The organism is Vibrio sp. CJQ_6 (assembly GCF_043106745.1).
Taxonomy (GTDB): Bacteria; Pseudomonadota; Gammaproteobacteria; order Enterobacterales; family Vibrionaceae; genus Vibrio; species Vibrio furnissii.
Map to the genome: position 1 here is coordinate 88,107 of NZ_JBICMV010000035.1, position 23,157 is coordinate 111,263.

Here is a 23,157-nt window from a genome sequence, read left to right on the forward strand (position 1 = left end):
CGCTTTATGATGAATATCATTTAATTGCATAGCCTAGCCATTTATCGTTTGCATTTTGCTTAATAGTCGCATTTGAAGTTGCATTTTGCAAATTCAAAGCCATATTACCGTAAAAATAATGTCAGAATTTTCTTAGAATCACACAGATACAAACTGGCACAGAATATGCTTTTATTGAATTGACCCGAGAGGGTCACCTAGCCAACTGACGTTGTTAGTGAATATGATATTCACGATATAACAGCCAATAGAACCGTTTCTATTGGCTATTTTTTTAGCTGTTGACAATGAACTGCTGGCGCAATGCCTCAAGTTGGTCGCGTTTTTCCGCTGCCAATTCAAACTCCAAATCCTGTGCATGTTTGTACATCTGAGCTTCGAGTTTGTTGATCTCTTTTTCCAACTGCTGTGGTGTCATAGTATCGTAGCTGGCTGACGTTTCCGCAACTTTCGCCAATGGCACAACTTTGCTGGTGCGCTGTTTACGCGATTTCGTGATATCCCCCAACTCCATGATATCTTTCACATTACGTTTCAATGCTTGGGGTTGAATGCCCATGGATTCATTGTACGCTTGTTGTTTTTCACGACGGCGGTTCGTCTCATCCATCGCTTTTTTCATCGACTTGGTGATGTTGTCCGCGTACAAAATCGCTCGACCTTCTAAGTTACGTGCTGCTCGGCCGATGGTCTGAATCAATGACCGTTCTGAACGCAAGAAACCCTCTTTATCGGCATCCAGAATCGCCACCAGCGACACTTCTGGCATATCCAGACCTTCACGCAGTAAGTTAATGCCCACTAACACGTCAAACAGCCCTAAACGCAGGTCACGAATAATTTCCACCCGCTCCACAGTATCGATGTCTGAGTGCAGGTAACGTACTTTCACATCGTGTTCATGCAGGTATTCGGTTAAATCTTCCGCCATGCGTTTGGTCAGCGTCGTCACCAGCACTCGCTCATCTTTCGCGGCACGAATACGAATCTCAGACAACAGATCATCAACCTGAGTCGCCACTGGGCGAACTTCCAATTCAGGGTCAAGCAAACCAGTCGGACGCACCACTTGATCGGCGATGTCGTTGCCCGATTTTTCCAACTCGTAATTGCCTGGCGTCGCCGAGACAAAAATGGTTTGCGGCGCCAATGCCTCGAACTCTTCAAATTTCAGGGGGCGGTTGTCCAGTGCCGATGGCAGACGAAAACCATATTCCACCAACGTCTCTTTCCGGGAACGGTCACCTTTATACATCGCGCCAATTTGTGGCACCGTCACGTGGGATTCATCGATCACCAATAACCCATCGTGAGGCAGGTAATCAAATAGAGTCGGAGGCGGCTCGCCTTCCGAACGGCCACTGAGATATCGCGAGTAGTTTTCAATCCCCGAGCAGAAACCCAGCTCGTTCATCATTTCGATATCAAACTGAGTGCGCTGCGAAATGCGTTGCTCTTCCAACAGCTTATTATTGTCGAGCAAGTATTGGCGACGTGATGCCAGCTCCACTTTGATGTGCTCGATCGCCTCCAGAATACGCTCGCGCGGGGTGACATAGTGGGTTTTAGGATAAACCGTAAAACGAGGCAAATCGCGCTGCTTAATCGCCCCCGTCAGCGGGTCAAAAATACTGATGCACTCCACTTCATCATCAAACATCTCCACGCGCACGGCATCTTGGTCTGACTCTGCCGGGAAGATGTCAATCACTTCACCGCGTACACGGAACTGACCGCGTTCAAATGCCACATCGTTGCGTGAATACTGCAACTCCGCCAGCCGACGCAGCATGTCACGCTGGTTAATCACATCACCACGGCGCAAATGCAACATCATTTTCAGATAAGAATCCGGATCACCCAGACCATAAATCGCCGACACTGACGCCACGATAATCGCATCTTTCCGTTCTAACAGTGCTTTGGTGGCCGACAAACGCATCTGCTCAATGTGGGCGTTGACCGCCGCATCTTTCTCGATAAAGGTATCGGTGGTGGGCACATACGCTTCAGGCTGGTAATAGTCGTAATAAGAGACGAAATACTCCACCGCATTGTTCGGAAAGAAGCTTTTCATCTCGCCATACAACTGGGCAGCCAAGGTTTTATTCGGTGCCAGCAAAATCGTCGGACGCTGCGCTTTCGCGATCACATTCGCTAAGGTAAATGTTTTCCCTGAACCCGTTACCCCAAGTAGCGTCTGGTGAGCCAAACCCGCATCGACACCGTCTAACAGTTGTCGAATGGCTTCGGGCTGATCACCAGAAGGTTGATACTCGGAGACCAATTCAAATGCTTTGCTCATGTCGTCCTCATTATGCCTGGGTATCTATACAGTTTATTGTCGCTTTACGTCCCCACCAAAGGCAAGCAAATATTCCGCTTGTGGCGACGAATCGACCAATCCTCAATGCCTTCATCAACATACGGTCAGCTTGTGCTTTCGATCGCGTAAAAAATTGAAATAGTATTGGATTCTAAAAAATGACTTTGGTATTATTCTCAGCCCTATCTGCCGTCCGGCACCTTTTCTCCTAAAAAATAATCCACGGGTTTTCCCCAGTTTTTCTAAATTTAACCTCAATTTAACATCCATTACCATTCAATTACTCAGTTAGATCCTCTGTGGATAATTAAGAAAAAACCAATAAAACCAACCCAATAGCCATAAATGGAAATCGATTGCATCGTGCAATTTAGTCACACGTGGTCTAGAAAATATAATTGCTCAAGATTCATTAACACACTTATCCACAAATTTAGTGGATAAGTAAATCAAGCGCATACCCTGTAAGGGGTACAGAAAAGTAAAGCGTTTCGAAGAAATTTTTTTCGCCGATTTTTCAGCCGCAAAGGTTGACACACCAATCTCAGCTCGCTACCATCCGCCCCGCATTCAGCAATTCCCCCTTAGTTCAGTCGGTAGAACGGCGGACTGTTAATCCGTATGTCGCAAGTTCAAGTCTTGCAGGGGGAGCCAAATTCGAAAGCCCAGCGAATCAATCGCTGGGCTTTCTTCGTTTTATCTCGTCGAAAATAGAGAGCATATCTCGATGACATTTTCCGCCTCCGAGTCAATCCCGTCTAAATCCCGCTGACACTACCCCATACGGCCGCGTGCCCTACCCTCACCCATCTCGTCTTGTCTTGTCTTGTCTTGTCTTGTCTTGTCTTGTCACCCAGCCATCATTTTTTGCATAAAAACGACTGTAACCATCTGTTTTTAAAATTAATGCACAAAAATCATTTAAAGAATGAAAAGCATTCATTTTACTCATATATATTAAACCCATACGATTTCAGTGGTTAAGAATGGTTCCGTCCACTCGTCGCCTCCATTCTATTTATCAATAACTTAGGGATTTATTTATGACTATTCCGACCACTGATATGCTCGACGCATGGGCTGGGTTTACTGCCGGTGAATGGCAGCACTCGGTCAATACCCGTGATTTCATTCAGAGCAACTACACCCCGTACGAAGGAGACGAGTCCTTCTTGGCTGATGTGAGCCACTCAACCTCAACACTCTGGAACCAAGTCCTCGAAGGCATCAAAGAAGAGAGCCGAACGCACGCGCCAATCGATTTCGATACGGATCTACCGTCAACCATCACCTCTCACGACGCCGGTTATATCAATAAAGCGCTCGAAAAAATTGTCGGCTTGCAAACCGATCAACCGCTCAAACGCGCCATCATTGCCAATGGTGGTATTCGTATGGTGAAAAAATCGTGCGAAGTGTATGGCCGTGAACTGGATCCGACCGTTGAGAAAATCTTTACCGACTATCGCAAAACGCACAACACCGCGTGTTTCGATCTCTATACCAAAGACATTCTCGCTTGCCGTAAATCCGGCATCATCACAGGCCTGCCCGATGCCTATGGTCGTGGCCGCATCATTGGTGACTACCGCCGCCTTGCTTTGTACGGTATCGACTTCCTAAAAGCCGACAAGAAAGCGCAGTTCGATTCCACACAAACGTTTCTTGAACACAGTGCTGATTTAGAAAAAATGTTGCGTTTGCGCGAAGAACTTGCCGACCAAATTCAAGCGTTGGAAGACATTCGCCAGATGGGGCTGAAATACGGCATCGACATGTCTTTGCCAGCCAAAAATGCGCAACAAGCCATTCAGTTTACCTATTTTGGTTACCTCGCCGCCGTGAAATCACAAAATGGTGCGGCGATGTCTCTGGGACGGACATCCACATTCTTAGATGTCTATTTGGAACGCGATTTGGCGTCAGGGGTGATCACAGAAGCACAAGCGCAAGAACTGATTGACCACTTTATTATGAAGTTGCGCATGGTGCGTTTCTTACGGACGCCAGAATATGATTCCCTTTTCTCAGGCGATCCGATTTGGGCAACAGAAGCCATGGCGGGAATGGGCGTTGATGGCCGTACACTGGTGACAAAAACGACATTCCGTTACCTGCATACGCTGCACACCATGGGGCCTGCACCTGAACCCAACATGACGATTTTGTGGTCAGAGCAACTGCCAGCGGCATTCAAACATTACGCGGCCAAGATTTCGATTGAGACCTCTTCTGTTCAATACGAAAACGACGATTTAATGCGACCTGATTTTAACAACGATGATTACGCCATCGCCTGTTGCGTCAGCCCGCAAATCGTGGGCAAGCACATGCAATTCTTTGGCGCTCGTGCAAACCTTGCCAAAGCGTTGCTGTACACCATCAACGGCGGTGTGGATGAAAAATCCAAAGCGCAAGTCGCGCCAGCCACCGAGAAAATGCTAGACGCCACGTTAGATTTTGATGCAGTGATGACCCGCTTTGACAGCACATTGGATTGGCTCGCCACCCAATACGTCACCGCCTTAAACATCATTCACTATTCCCACGACCGCTACAGCTACGAAGCATCTCTCATGGCACTGATGGATCGCGATGTGTATCGCACCATGGCCTGTGGCATTGCCGGACTCTCAGTTGTGGCAGACTCTCTCGCGGCCATCAAGTACGCCACCGTGACGCCGATTCGTGATGAAGAAGGTATTGCGGTCGATTTCGACATCCAAGGCGACTATCCAAAATTTGGCAACAACGACGCACGTGTCGATGACATCGCATGCGACTTGGTGGAACGCTTTATGAAGAAAATTCAGCGGATGCACACCTATCGCGAAGCCGTTCCGACCCAATCTATCCTGACTATCACGTCCAACGTCGTCTACGGTAAAAAAACCGGCAACACACCGGATGGCCGCCGTGCAGGCATGCCGTTTGGCCCCGGTGCTAACCCAATGCATGGTCGAGATGAAAAAGGCGCGGTCGCATCATTGAGCTCAGTGGCAAAACTGCCATTTGCTTACGCAAAAGATGGTATTTCCTACACCTTCTCCATTGTGCCCAATGCGCTTGGCAAACATGAAGCCGCGCAGAAGCAGAACTTGGCAGCATTGATGGATGGTTACTTCCACCACGAAGCCCATGGTGACGCTGCGATGGTGGAAGGCGGACAACACCTGAATGTCAACGTCATGAATCGCGAGATGCTGTTGGATGCGGTTGAACATCCAGACAAATACCCGCAGTTAACTATCCGCGTGTCAGGGTATGCCGTGCGTTTCAACTCACTAACCCGTGAACAACAACAAGACGTCATCACTCGAACGTTCACGAACAAGCTTTAACCGCCTGTTCGCGATCGGCCACACACATCACGGATAACAAGGCCGATCGTCAAACGCTTTGCTCGCATCCCTGTCCTACCTGGCGGATGCGAGCTTTTTTGCATTGCCACATAACCTCATCGCCACAAACAGCCCTCCAGCGCTTCCCTCAGCCCCGCTCAAATCACAATATCAACGGGTCGACATTCGACGACGATACGCGCCAAAACCGATGTTTTTCGTCGGTGAAGCTAAAACCACACCGTTCACTGGTTGTTATTGGTGTCACAAAACACGATAATATCGGGATCGGATTTTAAGAACGTAATAACTATGACCGAATATCTTTTGTTGTTGGTCGGCACCGTGCTAGTCAACAACTTTGTACTGGTAAAGTTTCTGGGCTTGTGTCCTTTCATGGGCGTCTCAAAGAAGCTGGAAACTGCAATTGGCATGGGGTTAGCAACGACTTTCGTTCTAACGCTCGCGTCTGTGTGCGCGTATCTGGTTGAAAGCTATATCCTTCGCCCTCTCGGCATTGAATACTTGCGTACCATGAGTTTCATCCTCGTGATCGCAGTGGTCGTTCAATTCACCGAAATGGTGGTACACAAAACCAGCCCAACGCTGTATCGCTTACTCGGTATCTTCTTGCCCCTCATCACCACCAACTGTGCCGTGTTGGGTGTGGCGCTGCTGAACATCAACGAAAACCACAACTTTATTCAGTCGATCATCTATGGTTTCGGCGCCGCCGTGGGCTTCTCTCTGGTTCTGATTCTCTTCGCATCGATGCGTGAACGCATTCACGTTGCCGATGTGCCTGCGCCGTTCAAAGGTGCTTCGATTGCGATGATCACCGCAGGTCTGATGTCGCTGGCCTTTATGGGCTTTACCGGTCTGGTGAAACTGTAATGAGTACGATTTTAATCGCCGTCCTCGTGTTGGCTGCACTGGCTGCCGTCTTTGGTGCCATACTCGGTTTCGCGTCCATTCGCTTTAAAGTGGAAGCGGATCCCATCGTCGATCAAATTGATTCCATTTTGCCACAAACCCAATGCGGTCAGTGTGGTTACCCAGGTTGTCGCCCATACGCCGAAGCGATTGCCAATGGCGACGCCATCAACAAATGTCCGCCCGGTGGCCAAGCGACCATCGAAAAACTGGCGGATTTGATGGGCGTTGAGGTTCAAGAATCGGCGCACGATCTGGACGACAACGTCAAAACCGTGGCCTTTATTCATGAAGACATGTGCATCGGCTGCACCAAATGTATTCAGGCCTGTCCGGTCGACGCCATTGTCGGCGGCAACAAAGCACTGCATACCGTCATTAAGGATGAATGTACCGGTTGCGATTTGTGTGTGGCACCGTGCCCGACCGACTGTATTGAAATGATTCCCGTAAAAACCACGACGGATACCTGGAAGTGGCAAATGAACGCGATTCCTGTTGTTGATGTTACCCATTCTTCATCGGCCAATGCCGAGAATTCTCAGAAGAGTGCGAGTTAAGGACTGGTATGTTGTCATTAATCGATAAAATTCGAACCGGCTATCTCTGGGACTTCCCGGGAGGCATTCATCCGCCGGAAAATAAAGTTCAGTCGACTCAAACGCCGCTCGTCGAAGCCCGCTTAGCGCATGAGTATGTACTGCCACTGAAACAACACATCGGTAAATCGGGTGATTTGTTGGTGCAGGTCGGCGACAACGTACTGAAAGGTCAGCCCCTGACCTCATTCTCAACCACATCCATGCTGCCGGTGCATGCGCCCACGTCTGGCGTCGTCAGCGCGATTGAACCTCGCACCGTCGCGCATCCTTCAGGGTTAAGCGAGCTGTGCGTGGTGATCACCCCAGATGGCAAAGACCAATGGTGTGAACGCCATCCGGTTGCCGACTACACCCAAACCCAACCCGAAGAGCTGATCGACATCATCCGCAATGCGGGGATCGCGGGCCTCGGCGGAGCGGGTTTCCCCACGGCAAAGAAGATTCAGTCTGGCCTCTCCCGCGTTGAGATTTTTATCGTCAACGCCGCAGAGTGTGAACCGTACATTACCGCCGATGACGCGCTGATGCGCGAACACGCGCAAGAGATTATCGATGGCATCGGGATTGTCGAACATATTCTGCAACCGAAGCTGACCGTCATTGGCGTTGAGGACAACAAACCGGAAGCCATTCGAGCATTGCAACTGGCCGCGGAAGGCAAAGACATTGTGATTCGCGCCATTCCGACCAAGTATCCGTCCGGCGGTGCGAAACAACTGATTAAACTGCTGACCGATCTGGAAGTACCCGCCGGTAAGCACTCCGCCGACATTGGGGTCATCGTGCAAAACGTCGGCTCCATTCAGGCCATCAAACGTGCTGTGGTCGACGGTGAACCGTTGATTCGCCGCGTGGTGACGCTGACAGGAAAGACCTTCACTCAACCACGGAACGTTTGGGTTCGCCTCGGCACGCCCGTGCAATCGCTGCTCGATGAATTTGGTTATCAAGCGGACAAAAAGTTACCGCGTTTGATCCTTGGCGGTTCGATGATGGGCTTTACGCTGCCCCACGCCAACGTGCCGATCGTGAAGATTGCCAACTGCATTCTGGCGCCAAGCCGCAACGAAATTCCGCAGCACGATTACGAGATGGCCTGCATTCGCTGTGGCCAATGCGCGGACGCTTGTCCGGCGTCTCTGCTGCCGCAGCAGTTGTACTGGCATTCAAAGGCCGAAGAATATGACAAGTGCGAAGAGCTCAACCTCAAAGATTGCATTGAGTGTGGCGCTTGCGCTTACGTGTGTCCAAGTGAAATTCCACTGGTTCAGTACTACCGTCAATCCAAAGCAGAAATCAAAAACCGTCAATGGGAAGCGGAAGCCGCTGAACGGGCCAAACTGCGCTTTGAAGAGAAAAAAGCGCGCATGGAACGTGAAAAAGCCGAACGTGAAAACCGCTTTAAGAAAGCCGCAGACGATCGCCGCAAAGAGATGCAACAAAGTGGTGGCGAAGACGCAATTGCCGCCGCCATCGCCCGCGTCAAAGCGCAAAAAGCACAAAACGAAACCAGCGATGCACCCGTCAAACCTGCGGTAGCCGCAGCGATTGCCAAAGCCAAAGCCAAACAGGCTGAAGCGGCGAAGGCTGGCGCAACTGAACCCGACAATAGCGACATGGCGAAGCTGCGTGCAGAACGCAAACGTCAGGCGCGCGAACGGAAAGCAGAAAAAGCCGACACCGGTGATGTGGCAAGCTCGGGCGACGAGAAAAAAGCTGCCGTAGCCGCTGCGATTGCTCGCGCCAAAGCGCGTAAAGCCGCGCAGCCTGAGTCCAATGAGACGCCGGTGACGCAAGACCCAGCGACTCACGAACCTGCGGACGATCCAAAGAAAGCTGCCGTGGCCGCTGCCATTGCTCGCGCCAAAGCGCGTAAAGCTGCGCAGCCTGAGTCCAGTGAGACTTCGGTGACGCAAGACCCAGCGACTGACGAACCTACCGGCGATCCAAAGAAAGCCGCCGTGGCCGCTGCCATTGCTCGCGCCAAAGCGCGCAAAGCTGCCCAGCAAAAGACCAGCGACAAGCCTGCGGTTGACAACGCGCCCGTTGAAGCGCCAGCGACTGAAGAACCTACCGGCGATCCAAAGAAAGCCGCCGTAGCCGCCGCCATTGCTCGCGCCAAAGCGCGCAAAGCCGCGCAGCAAGAGACCAATGAGACGCCTGCGGTTGACAACGCGCCCGTTGAAGCGCCAGCGGTTGAAGAACCTACCGGCGATCCAAAGAAAGCCGCCGTAGCCGCTGCCATTGCTCGCGCCAAAGCGCGCAAAGCCGCGCAGCAAGAGGCCAACGACAAGCCTGAGGTTGACAACGCGCCCGCTGAAGCGCCAGCGGTTGAAGAACCTACCGGCGATCCAAAGAAAGCCGCCGTGGCCGCTGCCATTGCTCGCGCCAAAGCGCGCAAAGCTGCCCAGCAAGAGACCAGCGACAAGCCTGAGGTTGACAACGCGCCCGTTGAAGCGCCAGCGGCTGAAGAACCTACTGGCGATCCAAAGAAAGCCGCCGTGGCTGCCGCCATTGCTCGTGCCAAAGCGCGCAAAGCCGCGCAGCAAGCCGAGAATCAAACCCCAAATAACGTTGAGGAGAACGACTAGTGGCGTTTTTCATTGCCAGCTCCCCACATGCGCGGACGAAACGCAGTACTGCCGATATGATGAAATGGGTCGCAATCTGCGCCCTGCCCGGTCTGTTGGCCCAAAGTTATTTCTTTGGTTTTGGTACCTTGATTCAATTACTCTTGGCGATTGTGGTCGCCATGGCGTTCGAAGCAGGCGTCATGCTCTTGCGCCGCCGACCGGTGCGTTTTGCGCTGCGTGATTACAGCGCGATTGTGACGGCCTGGCTATTGGCTGTCGCGATTCCACCGCTTTCACCGTGGTGGGTCGTGGTGATTGGGTTGATTTTTGCAATTTTAATCGCCAAACACCTCTACGGCGGTTTGGGACAAAACCCGTTTAACCCAGCGATGATTGCTTATGTGGTGTTGCTGATCTCCTTCCCAGTGCAGATGACCAGCTGGATTGCGCCGTCGGAATTGGCACCGGAGCCCATTTCATTGGTGGACTCATTTTCACTGATCTTCACTGGGTTTAATGTTGATGGTTTGTCCTTGCAACAAATTCGGACTGGCATCGATGGCATGACCATGGCAACGCCATTGGATTCGATTAAAACGTCACTACGTGCCGGACACACGATGTCTGAAGCCATGGCGAAACCACAATTTAGCGGCATTGCCGGTCTAGGTTGGGAATGGGTGAACTTGGCGTATTTAGTCGGTGGTCTAATTCTGGTTAAACTGCGCGTGATCAACTGGCACATTCCTGCCGCATTTTTGGGCGGCTTGGTGGTGACCAGCCTGCTCATGGCGTTGTTTGCGCCCGGCACCACCGCTTCGCCACTCATGCACCTGTTGTCAGGCGCAACCATGTTAGGCGCATTCTTCATTGCCACCGACCCGGTCACCGCATCGACCACCACCAAAGGACGCCTGATTTACGGCGCATTTATTGGTGCCATGGTGTTTATTATTCGCAGTTGGGGCGGCTTCCCTGATGGCGTCGCGTTTGCGGTGCTGCTCGCGAACATGTGCGTTCCACTGATCGACTACTACACCAAACCTCGTACTTACGGACACTAAGGAGCATTATGTTAGCCGCTATTCGAAAAAACGGTCTGGTCCTTGCTGTGTTTGCCTGTGCGTCCACCGGCGTGGTTGCGCTCACGCACTACCTGACCGAAAGTCAGATCAAAGTGCAAGAAAATAAACAGCTATTGTCGGTGCTCAATCAGGTCGTCCCGCCGAAGCTGCATGACAATGCCCTGTCTCAAACGTGTACACTGGTGAGTGATCCGCTGCTCGGCAGCAACAAACCCATGCCAGTGTATCTCGGCACGCTGGGCGGTGAACCCAACGTATTAGCCATTGAATCCATCGCACCGGATGGCTACAACGGCGCGATTAAGATCATCGTCGGGATTCGCAACGACGGCACGATTACGGGAACGCGCGTGCTCGCGCATCAGGAAACACCGGGGTTGGGTGACAAAATCGACTTGCGAATTACCAACTGGATTCTTGGTTTTACTGGCAAACAAGTGACAGAAGATAATGAAGGTCAATGGCGTGTACGCAAAGACGGCGGCCAATTCGACCAATTCACTGGGGCGACGATCACCCCGCGTGCCGTGGTGAAAGCTGTGAAGCAGACCACGCAGTACGTGAACCAGCACCGTGACGACATCTTCAAGCAACCATTAAACTGCGGAGGTGAACACAATGAGTGATCATAAAACGCTGATTAAAAATGGCATGTGGAATAACAACCCGGCGTTGGTACAGCTGTTGGGCTTGTGTCCGCTGCTCGCCGTCTCCTCTACCGTGACCAACGCACTCGGTTTAGGAATCGCGACCCTGCTGGTTTTGGTCAGCTCCAACGTGACCGTTTCTCTGGTGCGCGACTACGTCCCCAAAGAGGTGCGTATTCCAGTCTTTGTGATGATCATTGCGGCACTGGTGACCTGCGTACAATTGTTGATGAACGCTTACGCCTACGGTTTGTACTTGTCCCTGGGTATCTTCATTCCACTGATTGTGACCAACTGCATCATCATTGGCCGTGCTGAAGCGTATGCGTCGAAAAACGACGTCCTGCCCTCTGCGCAAGATGGCTTCTGGATGGGCCTTGGCATGACTTCCGTGTTGGTCGTTTTAGGATCACTCCGTGAAGTGATCGGTAATGGTACCCTGTTTGACGGCGCAGATTTGCTTCTCGGAGATTGGGCGAAAGTGTTGCGAATCGAAATTTTTCACTTTGATAACAGCTTCCTGCTGGCACTGCTACCACCAGGCGCCTTCATCGGTGTCGGCTTTTTGATTGCCGCCAAAAACATCATTGATAAACAGCTGGCATCTCGCCAGCCAAAACAAGAAAAGCCCGCGATCGAACGGGTGCGCGTGACCAACGTATAAAAAAGCCAACAGCCGCAGCGTCCCCTGCGGCTGCGGTTTCAAGGAAGTAATGAATCACCATGAATAACAGCAAGCGTGTCGAAATACTGCAGCGATTAAGGGAAAACAATCCCCATCCGCAGACCGAGCTCAACTGGAACACACCGTTTGAACTGCTGATTGCGGTGTTGCTGTCAGCGCAGGCCACCGATGTCAGCGTCAATAAAGCCACCGACAAACTCTATGCCGTCGCCAACACCCCCCAAGCGATGTGGGATTTGGGCGTTGATGGCGTCAAGGAATACATCAAAACCATCGGTTTGTTTAACTCCAAAGCAGAGAACGTCATCAAAACCTGCCGCATTCTGCTCGACCAACACCAAGGCGAAGTGCCGGAGAACCGCGAAGCGCTAGAAGCCCTGCCCGGTGTGGGACGCAAAACCGCCAACGTGGTGCTCAACACCGCCTTTGGCTGGCCAACCATTGCCGTTGATACACATATTTTTCGCGTGTCCAATCGCACCAAGTTTGCGGTCGGCAAAAACGTCGATGAAGTGGAAGCGAAGCTGCTGAAAGTGGTTCCGAAAGAGTTCAAACTCGATGTCCATCACTGGTTAATTCTGCATGGCCGTTATACCTGCGTGGCACGTAAGCCTCGTTGTGGCAGCTGCATTATTGAAGACCTGTGCGAATTTAAAGAGAAAGTTTACCCGGAAAGCTAGGAGTCCATTATGTCAAACAATCGTATTCTTCATACCATGCTGCGCGTTGGCGACCTTGACCGTTCGATCGCGTTCTACACACAAGTGATGGGCATGAAATTGCTACGTCAAAACGAAAATGCCGAATACAAATACACACTGGCATTTTTGGGCTACGGTGACGAATCTGAAGCAGCCGTGATCGAGCTGACGTATAACTGGGGCGTTGAAAGCTACGACCTCGGCAATGCGTATGGCCATATCGCCATCGGTGCAGACGACATTTACGCCACTTGCGACGCCATCAAAGCCGCCGGTGGTAATGTGACTCGTGAACCGGGCCCAGTCAAAGGCGGTTCGACACACATCGCGTTTGTAAAAGATCCTGACGGTTACATGGTTGAGCTGATCCAAAACAAACAAGCCAACGCGGGCCTAGAGGGTTAATTCTCCCTACGCGCACGCCTTTCAAAACCGCCGCTCTGGCGGTTTTGTTGTATTTCCCCGCAATTCACATGGTTTACATGATAATAATTATCATTTAAATTAAACCTATTCAGGCGCATGAGGATTGACCGATGACCATCAAAGAGTGGGAAAAACACACCTTACTAGCAGATATCGCGATGCAACAAGCGGATCATCTGCGTAGCATTCTCCATTACCAACAAGCCCTGACACTGAGCGATCGCATTGGCGTGGCAGAAGAGATTGAGCTGGAAGACCGACTGATGATCTCGGTGATTTCGTGCCATAACATGGCCGGATTCTGGCGCACGATCGGCGATGACCAATACGAGTTAAAATACCTCGAACTGGCGTCGGAACGTATCCTGACGTTGATCCCGCAATGTGGTAACCCGAGCTGTGAAGCGTTTGTGGATTCACTTGGCTGCTGCAAGAAAGCGCTGGTTGAATTTATGAAGCGTCACCCGAATCCTGAGCTGGCCAGGCTGGTGAAAGACATCGACTCCGCCTCGACCTGCAACTTGATTGCCAAGTTTCGCTTGCACTAAGGCAGCGTCATCCCCCGATTCTCGGGGGATGTACCACACGGTTTAGACTTGTGTGCGACCGAGCGAAATCACCACGCGGCGGTTCTTGTCTTTACCGATAGGCGATGCGTTGTCGGCAATCGGGCGGCGCTTGCCATACCCTTGCACTTGAATGCGATCAGACGGCAATCCGAGCGATTCAAAATACTTCTGCAATGACTCTGCACGTTTGTCAGATAGACTCTGACTCTCATTTCTGCCATCCGTCGAATCGGTATAGGTTGATACCAAAACCAAATCGATATCTGGGTTATAACGAATGTATTCAGCAATCTGCGCTAAACGTTTTTGTGATGCTTTGTTGAGCTCCACGCTGTCGCCGCGATCGTAATGTAAAATGGTGAATGAAATATCTTCAAAGCTGTAGGGCAGCAGGCTCGCCACACAATCGCTGAACGCATTGTATTGCGGCTGAAACAGCACCGCAGACAGCGCCACTTCAATACGCTGATCACGGCTTTGCCAATCCTGATAACTGAACGTCGGGTAACGCCCTTGCTCCAACTCACTCAGCAAGGCCCACGCCGTTTGACCACCGACATAACCATCAAACTGTTTAAAGAACTGGATGTTGGTGATTCGATCGGCGCTTTCACCCGGTCGCCATACAGGCGGCATCGACACCAAACTCACATTGCGGGTTTCCCCCATCGGGCGACGCATTTTGAGTTCGAAATCGAGGTTAATTTTTTTGCTGGCGTGCGAGGTAAACACCGCCTCACCATAATTTGGAATGGGATGCACCAGTCGGCATTCGAGCGGCGTATTGGTCGCCATTTGCCAACTTGACTGTTGTGGTGTTGCCACGTAGCGCTTTTCCAGTGCCGAAGCGGCAAATGAGGAACAGGCACTCAGTACAACAAAACTGCTTACAACCCATTTATTCATAAGGATTTACTTCTCTTCACGCGTTCAGCGGCAATGACGATATTTTGCCGCCTTATTGATTTCTAACTCGAAGATGCAAAAACCTCGCCAAGGCGACATCCATCGAGGCATACTTCGTGCATTTCCACTCGATAGTACGCTGATTTTCTGTCAAATCAGAGACGTGCCCCCTGCGTTTCCCGCCTTTTCTCATTCAACGCATAAATCCGCACGAAATATGAATGAATCGGCTTGAATATCACCCGCCAAAGCACAAATTTAATTGCGCTTTAATCCACCTATTTGGTTTTGCTCACGATGAGAATCTGCAATAATGCTGCCCCTATCACATAAGCTAGGGATCACATGACAGACATTAATGAAGCTCTGACTCTGAAAAAGCGCTTTCGCGGCTATTTTCCAGTCGTAATCGATGTAGAAACCGCAGGATTCAACCCTCAAACTGATGCTCTGCTTGAGATTTGCGCAGTGACATTGGCCATGGATGAAAACGGCGATTTACACCCTGCTTCGACAATTCACTTTCATGTCGAACCTTTTGAAGGCGCCAACCTTGAAAAAGCGGCGCTGGAATTCAACGGCATTTATGACCCTTTCAGCCCGCTACGCGGCGCCGTCAGCGAAGAACACGCCCTGAAAGAGATCTATAAACAAGTTCGTAAAGAACAGAAAGCCGCCGATTGCAGCCGTGCCATTATTGTGGCGCACAACGCAGCGTTCGACCATGGGTTTGTGATGGCCGCCAGCGAACGTTGTAAACTCAAACGAGTCCCTTTCCATCCATTTGCTACTTTTGATACCGCAACTTTGAGCGGCCTTGCTTATGGTCAGACCGTACTGGCTAAAGCCTGCAAAGCAGCAGGGATGGCGTTCGACAATCGTGAAGCCCATTCTGCACTTTACGATACTCAGCAAACCGCAGAGCTGTTCTGCGGCATCGTCAATCAATGGAAAGCTCTTGGCGGCTGGCCATTGGCCGACGACCATAACCTTAATAATAAGTAAACACAACTGACCGAGAAGTATATGAACCCTGTAGTCATTTCTGTCTGTGTCATGCTGGTCCTAGCCCTGATGCGCGTAAACGTCGTCGTTGCACTGACGTTTAGTGCCATCGTTGGGGGTCTGGTTGCTGGTATGAGCCTTAACGACACCGTTGCCGCATTTGAAAGTGGTTTAGGTGGTGGCGCCACCATCGCACTAAGCTACGCAATGCTAGGTACTTTTGCTGTGGCCATCTCGAAATCGGGTGTCACCGATTTGCTGGCTCAAAGCGTCATCAAACGCATTCATGGCCGACACAGTGCGGCAGCCTCAACCGGAATGAAATACGTTGTGATCGTGGCTTTGCTGCTGATGGCGATGTCTTCCCAAAACATTATTCCGGTCCACATTGCCTTCATTCCGATTCTGATCCCGCCACTGCTGAGCGTGTTTGCTCGTCTGGGCATTGACCGTCGTATGATCGCGTGTGTACTGACCTTTGGTTTGATCACCCCATACATGGTGTTACCCGTGGGTTTCGGCGGCATTTTCTTAAACAACATTTTGCTGAAAAACCTACGTGACAATGGCTTAGAAAGCGTCACCGCGAGCCAAGTCCCGATGGCGATGCTGCTGCCGGGCTTGGGCATGGTATTTGGCCTGCTCGTGGCGGTCTTTTTCTCTTACCGCAAACCACGCGTATACAAAGAAACCGAGTTGACCGTCGTCAATGAATCAACCACGGCGATCAACAAGAAGCACATCCTCGTTGCTGGCCTAGGTATTTTGGCGGCACTGGCCGTGCAGTTGACCACCGGCTCGATGATCATCGGCGCGCTGGCGGGTTTCATGGTATTTACGTTTGGTGGCGTGATTGCTTGGAAAGAAACACACGACGTCTTTACCAAAGGCGTACACATGATGGCGATGATCGGCTTCATCATGATTTCAGCCGCAGGGTTTGCCGCAGTCATGAAACAGACTGGCGGCGTGGAAACCTTGGTGTCGTCTCTGTCCACCAGCATTGGGGATAACAAGCCACTGGCGGCGCTGCTGATGCTGGTTGTTGGCCTGTTGGTGACCATGGGGATTGGTTCGTCATTCTCGACCATTCCAATTATCGCGACTATTTACGTCCCGCTGTGTCTGGCATTTGGCTTCTCACCGATGGCGACCATCGCCTTGGTTGGTACCGCCGCTGCACTCGGTGATGCGGGCTCGCCAGCATCGGATTCCACCCTCGGTCCAACGTCGGGCTTGAATGCCGACGGGCAACACGAGCACATATGGGAAACCGTGGTTCCGACCTTTATTCACTACAACTTGCCATTAATCGCATTTGGCTGGTTGGCCGCCATGGTGCTGTAGTTTCCAGCGAACCATGAGATACAAAAAAGGCTTCCCTCGGGAAGCCTTTTTCATGTTCAAAACGAATGTTAAGCAGACAACGAATTACGCGCCTTCGTTGTGCAATTCGAGGTTAGCCAGCTCTTGCTGAATTTCACGTTCCGTCTTCGCGTCATCGCTGCGCATTGACTCGAGGAAGTCCAGATATTGCTGATCGATGTCGCCCGTCACGTACTCGCCGTTAAACACCGAAGTTTCAAACTTGGCGATGTCCTGATTGCCTGCGCGCACAGCGTCAACCAAATCATCTAGCGTTTGGAAGATCAGTGCATCCGCACCGATTTGTTTACAGATGGCTTCGTTGTCACGGCCGTGAGCAATCAGTTCGTTTGCACTTGGCATGTCGATGCCGTAAACGTTCGGGAAGCGAATCTCAGGCGCCGCAGACACCATGTACACTTTCTTCGCACCGGCATCACGCGCCATCTCAATGATCTGCTCTGAGGTTGTGCCGCGAACAATCGAGTCATCCACCAGCAGAACGTTTTTGTCTTTAAACTCTGAACGAATGGTGTTGAGTTTACGACGCACTGATTTCTTACGCTGTTGTTGGCCCGGCATGATAAATGTACGACCCACGTAACGGTTTTTCACGTAACCTTGGCGGTAGGGCTTATCCAGCGCCTGAGCGATTTGCAGCGCGATATCGCATGATGTTTCTGGAATTGGAATCACTACATCGATGTCGAGTTCCGGGAAGTTGGCTTTGATGCGATCGCCGAGCTTCTTACCCATTTCAACACGTGCGCTATACACGGAAATTTTGTCAATGAACGAATCAGGACGCGCGAAGTAAACGAATTCAAAAATACATGGATTCAGCACGGGGTGGTCCGCACACTGCTTGGTAAACAGTTCACCGTCAAACGTCGCATACACGGCTTCACCCGGCGCAACATCACGCATGAAATCAAAACCAACGGCATCGAGTGCTACCGATTCAGAAGCAACCATGTACTCCGTACGGCCGTTGATTTCACGTTTACCTAGGCAGAGCGGGCGAATACCGTGTGGGTCGCGAAATGCAATCATGCCGTGGCCGATGATCATCGCAGTCACCGCGTAAGCACCACGAATCGCACGGTGTACATTGGCCACCGCGCGGAAGACGTCTTCTGCTGTCACGTTGCCTTTCACGGTGTCAATCTCGTGCGCCAAGACGTTCAGCAGCACTTCTGAGTCAGAAGTCGTGTTGACGTGGCGACGGTCTTTTTCAAACAGTTTCTGGCGAACTTCGTTGGCATTGGTGAGGTTGCCGTTGTGAGCGAGGGTGATACCAAATGGCGAGTTGACGTAGAAAGGTTGAGCTTCTGAGGCGCTTGAGCTGCCTGCGGTTGGGTAACGAACGTGTCCGATCCCGACGGAGCCCTGAAGGCGCTGCATGTGTTTCGCTTCAAAGACATCCTTCACTAAACCGTTCGCTTTACGCAGACGGAAACGATTGCTTTCTATGGTACAAATACCAGCGGCATCTTGGCCACGATGCTGCAATACCGTTAACGCGTCATAAATTGACTGGTTTACAGGCGTTGTACCCACGATTCCAACAATACCACACATGTCCTAATCCTCGATTTGCGACAATAGCTGGCGCTTAAATCGCGCCAGACAGAAAACTTGATGTTGCTTGTAAGTGCTCGAAGAATGGCGCAATGATTCGGCTAAATTCCGGTACCAATTGCGAACTCTTCCACCACTCAGAGCTTGGGAATGCGGTAAACGCATCCATAAAAAATAAGGCCGCTGCCACAATCAGAACCCCACGCAGTGCGCCAAAGACGACGCCGAGAATTCTGTCTGTACCTGATAGCCCGGTTTTCTGCACCAACTGCGAAATCACGTAGTTCACGATCGCGCCCACAATCAATGTTGCGACAAACAGTGCGGCAATCGCCGTTCCGTTGCGAAACATGTCATCCTTAATGTTAGTAAAGTATACCGCCAGCTTGGCGTAGTATTCCGAAGCGATGTAAAACGCTCCAAACCATATCACTAAGGACAAGGCTTCTTTCGCAAAGCCACGAACCAGACTGATCAGTGCAGACAAACCAATCACACTTAAAATGACAATATCTAACCAATTCATGAGTTCTTACATTCTAAGTTGGCGCGCATTTTAACAGAAAAATACGCGACGCAAACGTTTTCTTAAGGGTTTAGTGGTTTAAATTTGAGCAATTGACCTTTCGCGCCGGTAATTTTCTCTAATTCCAGTAACTGTTTTTCCAGCTTACTTTTCGAAACGTCCGGACCGATAATCACTCGAGTAAAACCATTTTCTTGTTTGGTATGAGCCTGATAGCCCCGCTTTTGCAGATCGGCCACCACATTCTTCGCATTCTCAGAATTTTTCAGTGCCATGAGCTGAATAATCCACGCGCTGTCCTGATAATCATTTTTCTCAGGGACATTTCGCACCGCCGTCGCCAGCGGTTTGCTCGGTTGTGGTGTCGTTGACGACGCAGGATTCGCTGGCGCGGTATCCACCGCAGTCACCGGCGAATCCGGCAAGGCGACTTGATCTTCCACCGGGTCCAACACTTCAAATTTTTCCACTTCGCTCTCAAGCTCAGGCTTGATCGGAATACTGGCCATGTCTTCTTTGTAGTGTAGTTTTTTACCATCCAGCACATCCGGTAGCACGATGACCCCGATGGCAACAAGAATGATGGTACCAACCAAACGGCTTTGAAATTTACTCGCCATTGATACTCCCTAGGATTTAAGACGGATTGCTGTTTTGCCAATGCTCCAACACTTCACCCACCGTGTGGAAAGAGCCGGCCACGACTATGACATCGTCCGCTTGCGCTTGTGTCAACGCCGCTTCAAATGCCGCAACCGGATTGGCGTAGCGCGTTTGCGACACCTCAAGGTATTGGCACAACTCCTCGGCGCTGGCGGCACGCGGGCCACTCAAGGAGGCGGGATACCATTGTTTGACCACGGGCTTCAAAATCGCAAGGGTCGACTTCACGTCTTTGTCATGCAACATGCCGACCACCAAATGCACGCTTTGGCCGGGGAAACGCAGCTTGAGCTGAGACACCAGGTATTCGGCCGAATGTGGGTTGTGGGCAACATCCAGTAAAATGGTGGGCGCATCGCTGATTTTCTGCATACGTCCTGCCAGCGTCGCTTTTTTCAGCCCGTCAACAATATTGACATCACTGATTTCAAGCCCAGAGCAGCCCAGCGCCATCAAGGCCGTCGCTGCGTTTGGCAGCGGCAAGGTGGGCAACGGCAGATCCGTCAGTTCAAACGAGCCGCTGCGCCATTGCCAGCGCGTCTCGCTCACTTTGTCATACGTAAATTGAATACCGACTTGATGGAATTCCGCGCCGATGTCATCGGCATGCGCTGCCACAGTGGCTGGCGGTTTCGGTTGACCACAGATAGCCGGTTTCCCCGAACGATAGATACCGGCTTTCTCAAAGCCAATGACATTGATGTCACTGCCCAACCAGTCGACGTGATCTATGGCTAAGCTGGTAATCACAGAAACATCGTGATCAACCACGTTGGTTGCATCGAGACGACCGCCAAGGCCGACTTCCAGCAGCACCACATCGACCTGCTCGGTTTGGAAAATGCGCAGGGCCGCTAAGGTGCCAAACTCAAAGAGACTCAGTGTGATATCGCCACGTTGCTGCTCGACAAAATCAAACGCTTGCGTGTGTTGCTCATCCGGTACATCTTGGCCGTTGATACGTACTCGCTCATTGTAGCGAATCAGATGAGGCGAACTGTACACACCCACCGAATAGCCTGCTTCGAGCAGAATGGCTTCCATGAGCGCGCAAGTGGAGCCTTTACCATTGGTGCCGGCTACCGTAATCACGGTCGGTGCGGGTTTGGTTAGGTTGGCTTTTTGAGCGACCGCTTGAACGCGATCAAGACCGAGGTCGATGGCAGAGGAATGAATATGGGTTAAATAATCAAGCCACACCGAAAGAGGCGATGTGGCTTGAGGAATTGGGTTTTGACTCATCTAACGTAGAACCATTATTTTGCTTGGTTTAGTTAGAGCCTACTTTACCCTTTTTTGTTCGCTTCTGGTACAGAATATGCGGCTTCATTTGGCGCATCGTTCACAGAAACCACCAGCGGCGACTCCTGACGTGTCATTTTCGCCAGCAGGCCAGCCACACGCTGACGCATTTCACGACGGTCAACGATCATATCAATCGCACCGTGCTCCAGCAGGAATTCGCTGCGTTGGAAACCTTCCGGCAGCTCTTCGCGCACGGTCTGCTCGATCACGCGACGACCCGCGAAACCGATCAGTGCTTTCGGCTCACCGATGTTGATGTCGCCCAGCATTGCCAGACTCGCAGACACCCCACCCATGGTTGGGTCTGTCATCACGGAGATAAACGGGAGACCTTTCGCCGTCAGACGCTCGAGCGCTGCACTGGTTTTGGCCATCTGCATCAGCGACATCAGCGCTTCTTGCATACGTGCGCCACCACTGGCAGAGAAACAGACCAGACCACAGTTCGCTTCAATCGCCGCTTCAACTGCACGCACGAAACGCGCACCGACAACCGACCCCATTGAACCGCCCATGAACGAGAATTCAAACGCACACGCCACGACTGGAATCGTCATCAACTCGCCTTTCATCACAATCAGCGCATCTTTTTCGCCACTGCTCTTCTGCGCAGTCGCAAGACGCTCTTTGTAACGTTTGGAGTCTTTAAATTTCAGTTTATCTTGCGGTTCGAGTTCGTCCGCGATTTCGTAACGGTTTGCTTCGTCCAAGAACGTTTCAAGACGACGGCGCGCCTTCATACGCATGTGATGATTACACTTCGGACAAACTTCAAGATTGCGCTCTAGTTCAGCGTAATAAAGCACCTGTTCACACGATGTACATTTGGTCCAAACCCCTTCAGGGATAGACGCTTTACGTGAACTTCCGATGTTGCTTTTTTCTAAAATCTTCTCAAGCCAGCTCATGCAAGACCTTTTACTCTCTCATCTGCCGCTGTATTGCGACAGATTCTAATTCGACATTAACGCGTGTGGATTAAAGCATAGAAAATGCCAACTGTGGACAAAAAACTGGTTGTACCTATTTCTTGTACGGGCATCCCACGCACAATATTGTTCATTTTTGAACCGATTACTGCCAATTAGTTCAAATTCTCAGGTAAGAATAGCGGACCAAGCGGCGCTTTGGGTAAATCAAACACTGCTGGGTAGTCCACATCAACCAGATATAAGCCTTCCGCCTTGGCTGTCGCCCCCGCCAGTTTGCGGTCTTTGGCTTCCAGCAGCCACTGAATCCACTCGGGCTCCTGCTCACCACGACCCACGGCAATTAAACTGCCGGTAATATTACGCACCATATGGTGGACAAACGCATTCGCTTTAATATCAATCACAACGTAGCGCTCGTGGCGAGTTACATTTAAGTGCATTATGTTACGCCAAGGACTACGTGACTGACAATGCACGGCACGAAATGACGTGAAGTCATTCTCACCCAGCAAGAATTGACCCGCTTGATGCATGCGTGCCACATCAAGCTCACCGTGATAATGGCTGACACCGGTTGCCAGAATTCCCGGACGGAACATGTGATTGTATATCACGTAGCGATACCGGCGCGCCGTGGCACTAAAGCGAGCATGAAACTCATCCGGCACTTCTTTTGCCCAGCGCACCGCAATATTTTTCGGCAAATTGGCATTGGCACCCATTGTCCACGCGATCATTTTACGCGTTGCCGTCGTGTCAAAATGAACCACTTGTCCGGTGCCGTGCACACCCGCATCAGTGCGACCAGCACATTGGACTTCAACCGGATGATTTGCGATAACCGACAAGGCTTTTTCCAGTTCTTCCTGGACACTATTGACTTCGCGTTGGCGCTGCCAGCCATAATATTGAGTGCCGTCATACTCGATACCCAGAGCGATTCTCATGTTCTCTTTCTCTTAAAAACGAAGGCGTTGAAAATGGGT

The 23,157-nt window shown here is 51.1% G+C and carries 21 protein-coding genes and 1 tRNA gene; 13 read left to right on the forward strand and 9 right to left on the reverse strand.

The features are described from left to right. Positions 1-274: 274 nt before the first annotated feature. Positions 275-2,305 (reverse strand): excinuclease ABC subunit UvrB, encoded by a 2,031-nt coding sequence (uvrB, locus tag ACF8PK_RS18405; RefSeq protein ID WP_055466263.1) that lies wholly within the window; start codon positions 2,303-2,305, stop codon positions 275-277. Between the two features lie 599 nt (positions 2,306-2,904). Between uvrB and ACF8PK_RS18410 the strand changes: the two genes are divergently transcribed. Next, positions 2,905-2,980, forward strand: a tRNA-Asn gene (locus tag ACF8PK_RS18410). 148 nt (positions 2,981-3,128) lie between these two features. Here ACF8PK_RS18410 and ACF8PK_RS18415 read toward each other — a convergent pair. Continuing rightward, complete coding sequence (locus ACF8PK_RS18415; RefSeq protein WP_392442939.1) at positions 3,129-3,278, reverse strand: hypothetical protein; 150 nt, start codon at positions 3,276-3,278, stop codon at positions 3,129-3,131. Between the two features lie 91 nt (positions 3,279-3,369). Between ACF8PK_RS18415 and pflB the strand changes: the two genes are divergently transcribed. The 10 genes from pflB to ACF8PK_RS18465 all read left to right on the forward strand — a co-directional run bounded on the left by pflB (position 3,370) and on the right by ACF8PK_RS18465 (position 13,867). Further along, complete coding sequence (pflB, locus tag ACF8PK_RS18420) at positions 3,370-5,667, forward strand: formate C-acetyltransferase (RefSeq protein WP_392442942.1); 2,298 nt, start codon at positions 3,370-3,372, stop codon at positions 5,665-5,667. 312 nt (positions 5,668-5,979) lie between these two features. Continuing rightward, entirely contained in the window at positions 5,980-6,561 is a 582-nt protein-coding gene (gene rsxA / locus ACF8PK_RS18425; RefSeq protein WP_004726646.1) for an electron transport complex subunit RsxA, read from the forward strand. Continuing rightward, positions 6,561-7,160: an electron transport complex subunit RsxB gene (gene rsxB, locus ACF8PK_RS18430; RefSeq protein WP_275724020.1), complete on the forward strand. Its 600-nt coding sequence runs from the start codon at positions 6,561-6,563 to the stop codon at positions 7,158-7,160. Before rsxA ends, rsxB begins: the two co-directional genes overlap by 1 nt. An 8-nt stretch (positions 7,161-7,168) precedes the next feature. Then, the gene (gene rsxC / locus ACF8PK_RS18435) at positions 7,169-9,793 is read left to right on the forward strand and encodes an electron transport complex subunit RsxC (RefSeq protein ID WP_392442946.1); all 2,625 of its coding nucleotides are present in this window, start codon (positions 7,169-7,171) and stop codon (positions 9,791-9,793) included. Continuing rightward, positions 9,793-10,839: an electron transport complex subunit RsxD gene (gene rsxD, locus ACF8PK_RS18440; RefSeq protein ID WP_004726649.1), complete on the forward strand. Its 1,047-nt coding sequence runs from the start codon at positions 9,793-9,795 to the stop codon at positions 10,837-10,839. The genes rsxC and rsxD overlap by 1 nt, the downstream gene beginning before the upstream one ends. 8 nt (positions 10,840-10,847) lie before the next feature. Continuing rightward, a complete protein-coding gene (gene rsxG / locus ACF8PK_RS18445) occupies positions 10,848-11,486 on the forward strand; it encodes an electron transport complex subunit RsxG (RefSeq protein ID WP_004726650.1) in 639 nt (212 codons plus the stop codon). Further along, entirely contained in the window at positions 11,479-12,171 is a 693-nt protein-coding gene (locus ACF8PK_RS18450; protein WP_004726651.1) for an electron transport complex subunit E, read from the forward strand. The genes rsxG and ACF8PK_RS18450 overlap by 8 nt, the downstream gene beginning before the upstream one ends. A 59-nt stretch (positions 12,172-12,230) precedes the next feature. Beyond that, on the forward strand, positions 12,231-12,872 hold the full coding sequence (gene nth, locus ACF8PK_RS18455) for an endonuclease III (RefSeq protein WP_004726652.1): 642 nt from the start codon (positions 12,231-12,233) through the stop codon (positions 12,870-12,872). Between the two features lie 9 nt (positions 12,873-12,881). Beyond that, on the forward strand, positions 12,882-13,298 hold the full coding sequence (gloA, locus tag ACF8PK_RS18460; protein ID WP_143679270.1) for a lactoylglutathione lyase: 417 nt from the start codon (positions 12,882-12,884) through the stop codon (positions 13,296-13,298). A gap of 131 nt (positions 13,299-13,429) precedes the next feature. Then, positions 13,430-13,867 carry a DUF2753 domain-containing protein gene (locus tag ACF8PK_RS18465; protein WP_004726654.1) on the forward strand — a complete coding sequence of 146 codons (438 nt, stop codon included), beginning with the start codon at positions 13,430-13,432 and terminating at the stop codon, positions 13,865-13,867. Positions 13,868-13,909: 42 nt separating this feature from the next. On the opposite strand, the gene ACF8PK_RS18470 is transcribed toward ACF8PK_RS18465, so the two are convergent. Further along, on the reverse strand, positions 13,910-14,794 hold the full coding sequence (locus ACF8PK_RS18470) for a flagellar protein MotY (protein WP_004726655.1): 885 nt from the start codon (positions 14,792-14,794) through the stop codon (positions 13,910-13,912). Between the two features lie 345 nt (positions 14,795-15,139). Here ACF8PK_RS18470 and rnt point away from each other — a divergent pair, with 345 nt between their 5' ends. Together rnt and ACF8PK_RS18480 are read left to right on the forward strand one after the other, a co-directional pair. Further along, positions 15,140-15,799: a ribonuclease T gene (gene rnt, locus ACF8PK_RS18475; protein ID WP_004726656.1), complete on the forward strand. Its 660-nt coding sequence runs from the start codon at positions 15,140-15,142 to the stop codon at positions 15,797-15,799. A gap of 21 nt (positions 15,800-15,820) precedes the next feature. Further along, a complete protein-coding gene (locus tag ACF8PK_RS18480; RefSeq protein WP_038151368.1) occupies positions 15,821-17,146 on the forward strand; it encodes a Na+/H+ antiporter family protein in 1,326 nt (441 codons plus the stop codon). Positions 17,147-17,230: 84 nt separating this feature from the next. Here the strand turns inward: ACF8PK_RS18480 and purF are convergent, their stop codons facing one another. The 6 genes from purF to truA all read right to left on the reverse strand — a co-directional run bounded on the left by purF (position 17,231) and on the right by truA (position 23,118). Further along, positions 17,231-18,745 carry an amidophosphoribosyltransferase gene (purF, locus tag ACF8PK_RS18485; protein WP_014205532.1) on the reverse strand — a complete coding sequence of 505 codons (1,515 nt, stop codon included), beginning with the start codon at positions 18,743-18,745 and terminating at the stop codon, positions 17,231-17,233. A gap of 34 nt (positions 18,746-18,779) precedes the next feature. After that, complete coding sequence (locus tag ACF8PK_RS18490; protein WP_004726659.1) at positions 18,780-19,271, reverse strand: CvpA family protein; 492 nt, start codon at positions 19,269-19,271, stop codon at positions 18,780-18,782. Between the two features lie 62 nt (positions 19,272-19,333). Then, positions 19,334-19,891, reverse strand: a complete 558-nt coding sequence (locus tag ACF8PK_RS18495; protein ID WP_014205533.1) for an SPOR domain-containing protein — start codon at positions 19,889-19,891, stop codon at positions 19,334-19,336. Positions 19,892-19,907: 16 nt separating this feature from the next. Then, positions 19,908-21,176, reverse strand: a complete 1,269-nt coding sequence (folC, locus tag ACF8PK_RS18500) for a bifunctional tetrahydrofolate synthase/dihydrofolate synthase (protein ID WP_392442952.1) — start codon at positions 21,174-21,176, stop codon at positions 19,908-19,910. 44 nt (positions 21,177-21,220) lie between these two features. Then, a complete protein-coding gene (gene accD / locus ACF8PK_RS18505) occupies positions 21,221-22,147 on the reverse strand; it encodes an acetyl-CoA carboxylase, carboxyltransferase subunit beta (protein ID WP_004726662.1) in 927 nt (308 codons plus the stop codon). 176 nt (positions 22,148-22,323) lie between these two features. Then, entirely contained in the window at positions 22,324-23,118 is a 795-nt protein-coding gene (gene truA / locus ACF8PK_RS18510; protein ID WP_004726663.1) for a tRNA pseudouridine(38-40) synthase TruA, read from the reverse strand. Positions 23,119-23,157 lie beyond the last annotated feature (39 nt).

Coding starts and splice junctions, on each gene's coding strand:
- truA (WP_004726663.1), bottom strand. CDS start 23,118: ATGAGAATCGCTCTGGGTATCGAGTATGACGGCACTCAATATTATGGC.
- rsxC (WP_392442946.1), top strand. CDS start 7,169: ATGTTGTCATTAATCGATAAAATTCGAACCGGCTATCTCTGGGACTTC.
- accD (WP_004726662.1), bottom strand. CDS start 22,147: ATGAGCTGGCTTGAGAAGATTTTAGAAAAAAGCAACATCGGAAGTTCA.
- pflB (WP_392442942.1), top strand. CDS start 3,370: ATGACTATTCCGACCACTGATATGCTCGACGCATGGGCTGGGTTTACT.
- rsxB (WP_275724020.1), top strand. CDS start 6,561: ATGAGTACGATTTTAATCGCCGTCCTCGTGTTGGCTGCACTGGCTGCC.
- ACF8PK_RS18495 (WP_014205533.1), bottom strand. CDS start 19,891: ATGGCGAGTAAATTTCAAAGCCGTTTGGTTGGTACCATCATTCTTGTT.
- ACF8PK_RS18465 (WP_004726654.1), top strand. CDS start 13,430: ATGACCATCAAAGAGTGGGAAAAACACACCTTACTAGCAGATATCGCG.
- ACF8PK_RS18415 (WP_392442939.1), bottom strand. CDS start 3,278: ATGAGTAAAATGAATGCTTTTCATTCTTTAAATGATTTTTGTGCATTA.
- gloA (WP_143679270.1), top strand. CDS start 12,882: ATGTCAAACAATCGTATTCTTCATACCATGCTGCGCGTTGGCGACCTT.
- ACF8PK_RS18490 (WP_004726659.1), bottom strand. CDS start 19,271: ATGAATTGGTTAGATATTGTCATTTTAAGTGTGATTGGTTTGTCTGCA.
- rnt (WP_004726656.1), top strand. CDS start 15,140: ATGACAGACATTAATGAAGCTCTGACTCTGAAAAAGCGCTTTCGCGGC.
- purF (WP_014205532.1), bottom strand. CDS start 18,745: ATGTGTGGTATTGTTGGAATCGTGGGTACAACGCCTGTAAACCAGTCA.
- nth (WP_004726652.1), top strand. CDS start 12,231: ATGAATAACAGCAAGCGTGTCGAAATACTGCAGCGATTAAGGGAAAAC.
- rsxA (WP_004726646.1), top strand. CDS start 5,980: ATGACCGAATATCTTTTGTTGTTGGTCGGCACCGTGCTAGTCAACAAC.
- rsxG (WP_004726650.1), top strand. CDS start 10,848: ATGTTAGCCGCTATTCGAAAAAACGGTCTGGTCCTTGCTGTGTTTGCC.
- uvrB (WP_055466263.1), bottom strand. CDS start 2,305: ATGAGCAAAGCATTTGAATTGGTCTCCGAGTATCAACCTTCTGGTGAT.
- ACF8PK_RS18470 (WP_004726655.1), bottom strand. CDS start 14,794: ATGAATAAATGGGTTGTAAGCAGTTTTGTTGTACTGAGTGCCTGTTCC.
- ACF8PK_RS18450 (WP_004726651.1), top strand. CDS start 11,479: ATGAGTGATCATAAAACGCTGATTAAAAATGGCATGTGGAATAACAAC.
- folC (WP_392442952.1), bottom strand. CDS start 21,176: ATGAGTCAAAACCCAATTCCTCAAGCCACATCGCCTCTTTCGGTGTGG.
- ACF8PK_RS18480 (WP_038151368.1), top strand. CDS start 15,821: ATGAACCCTGTAGTCATTTCTGTCTGTGTCATGCTGGTCCTAGCCCTG.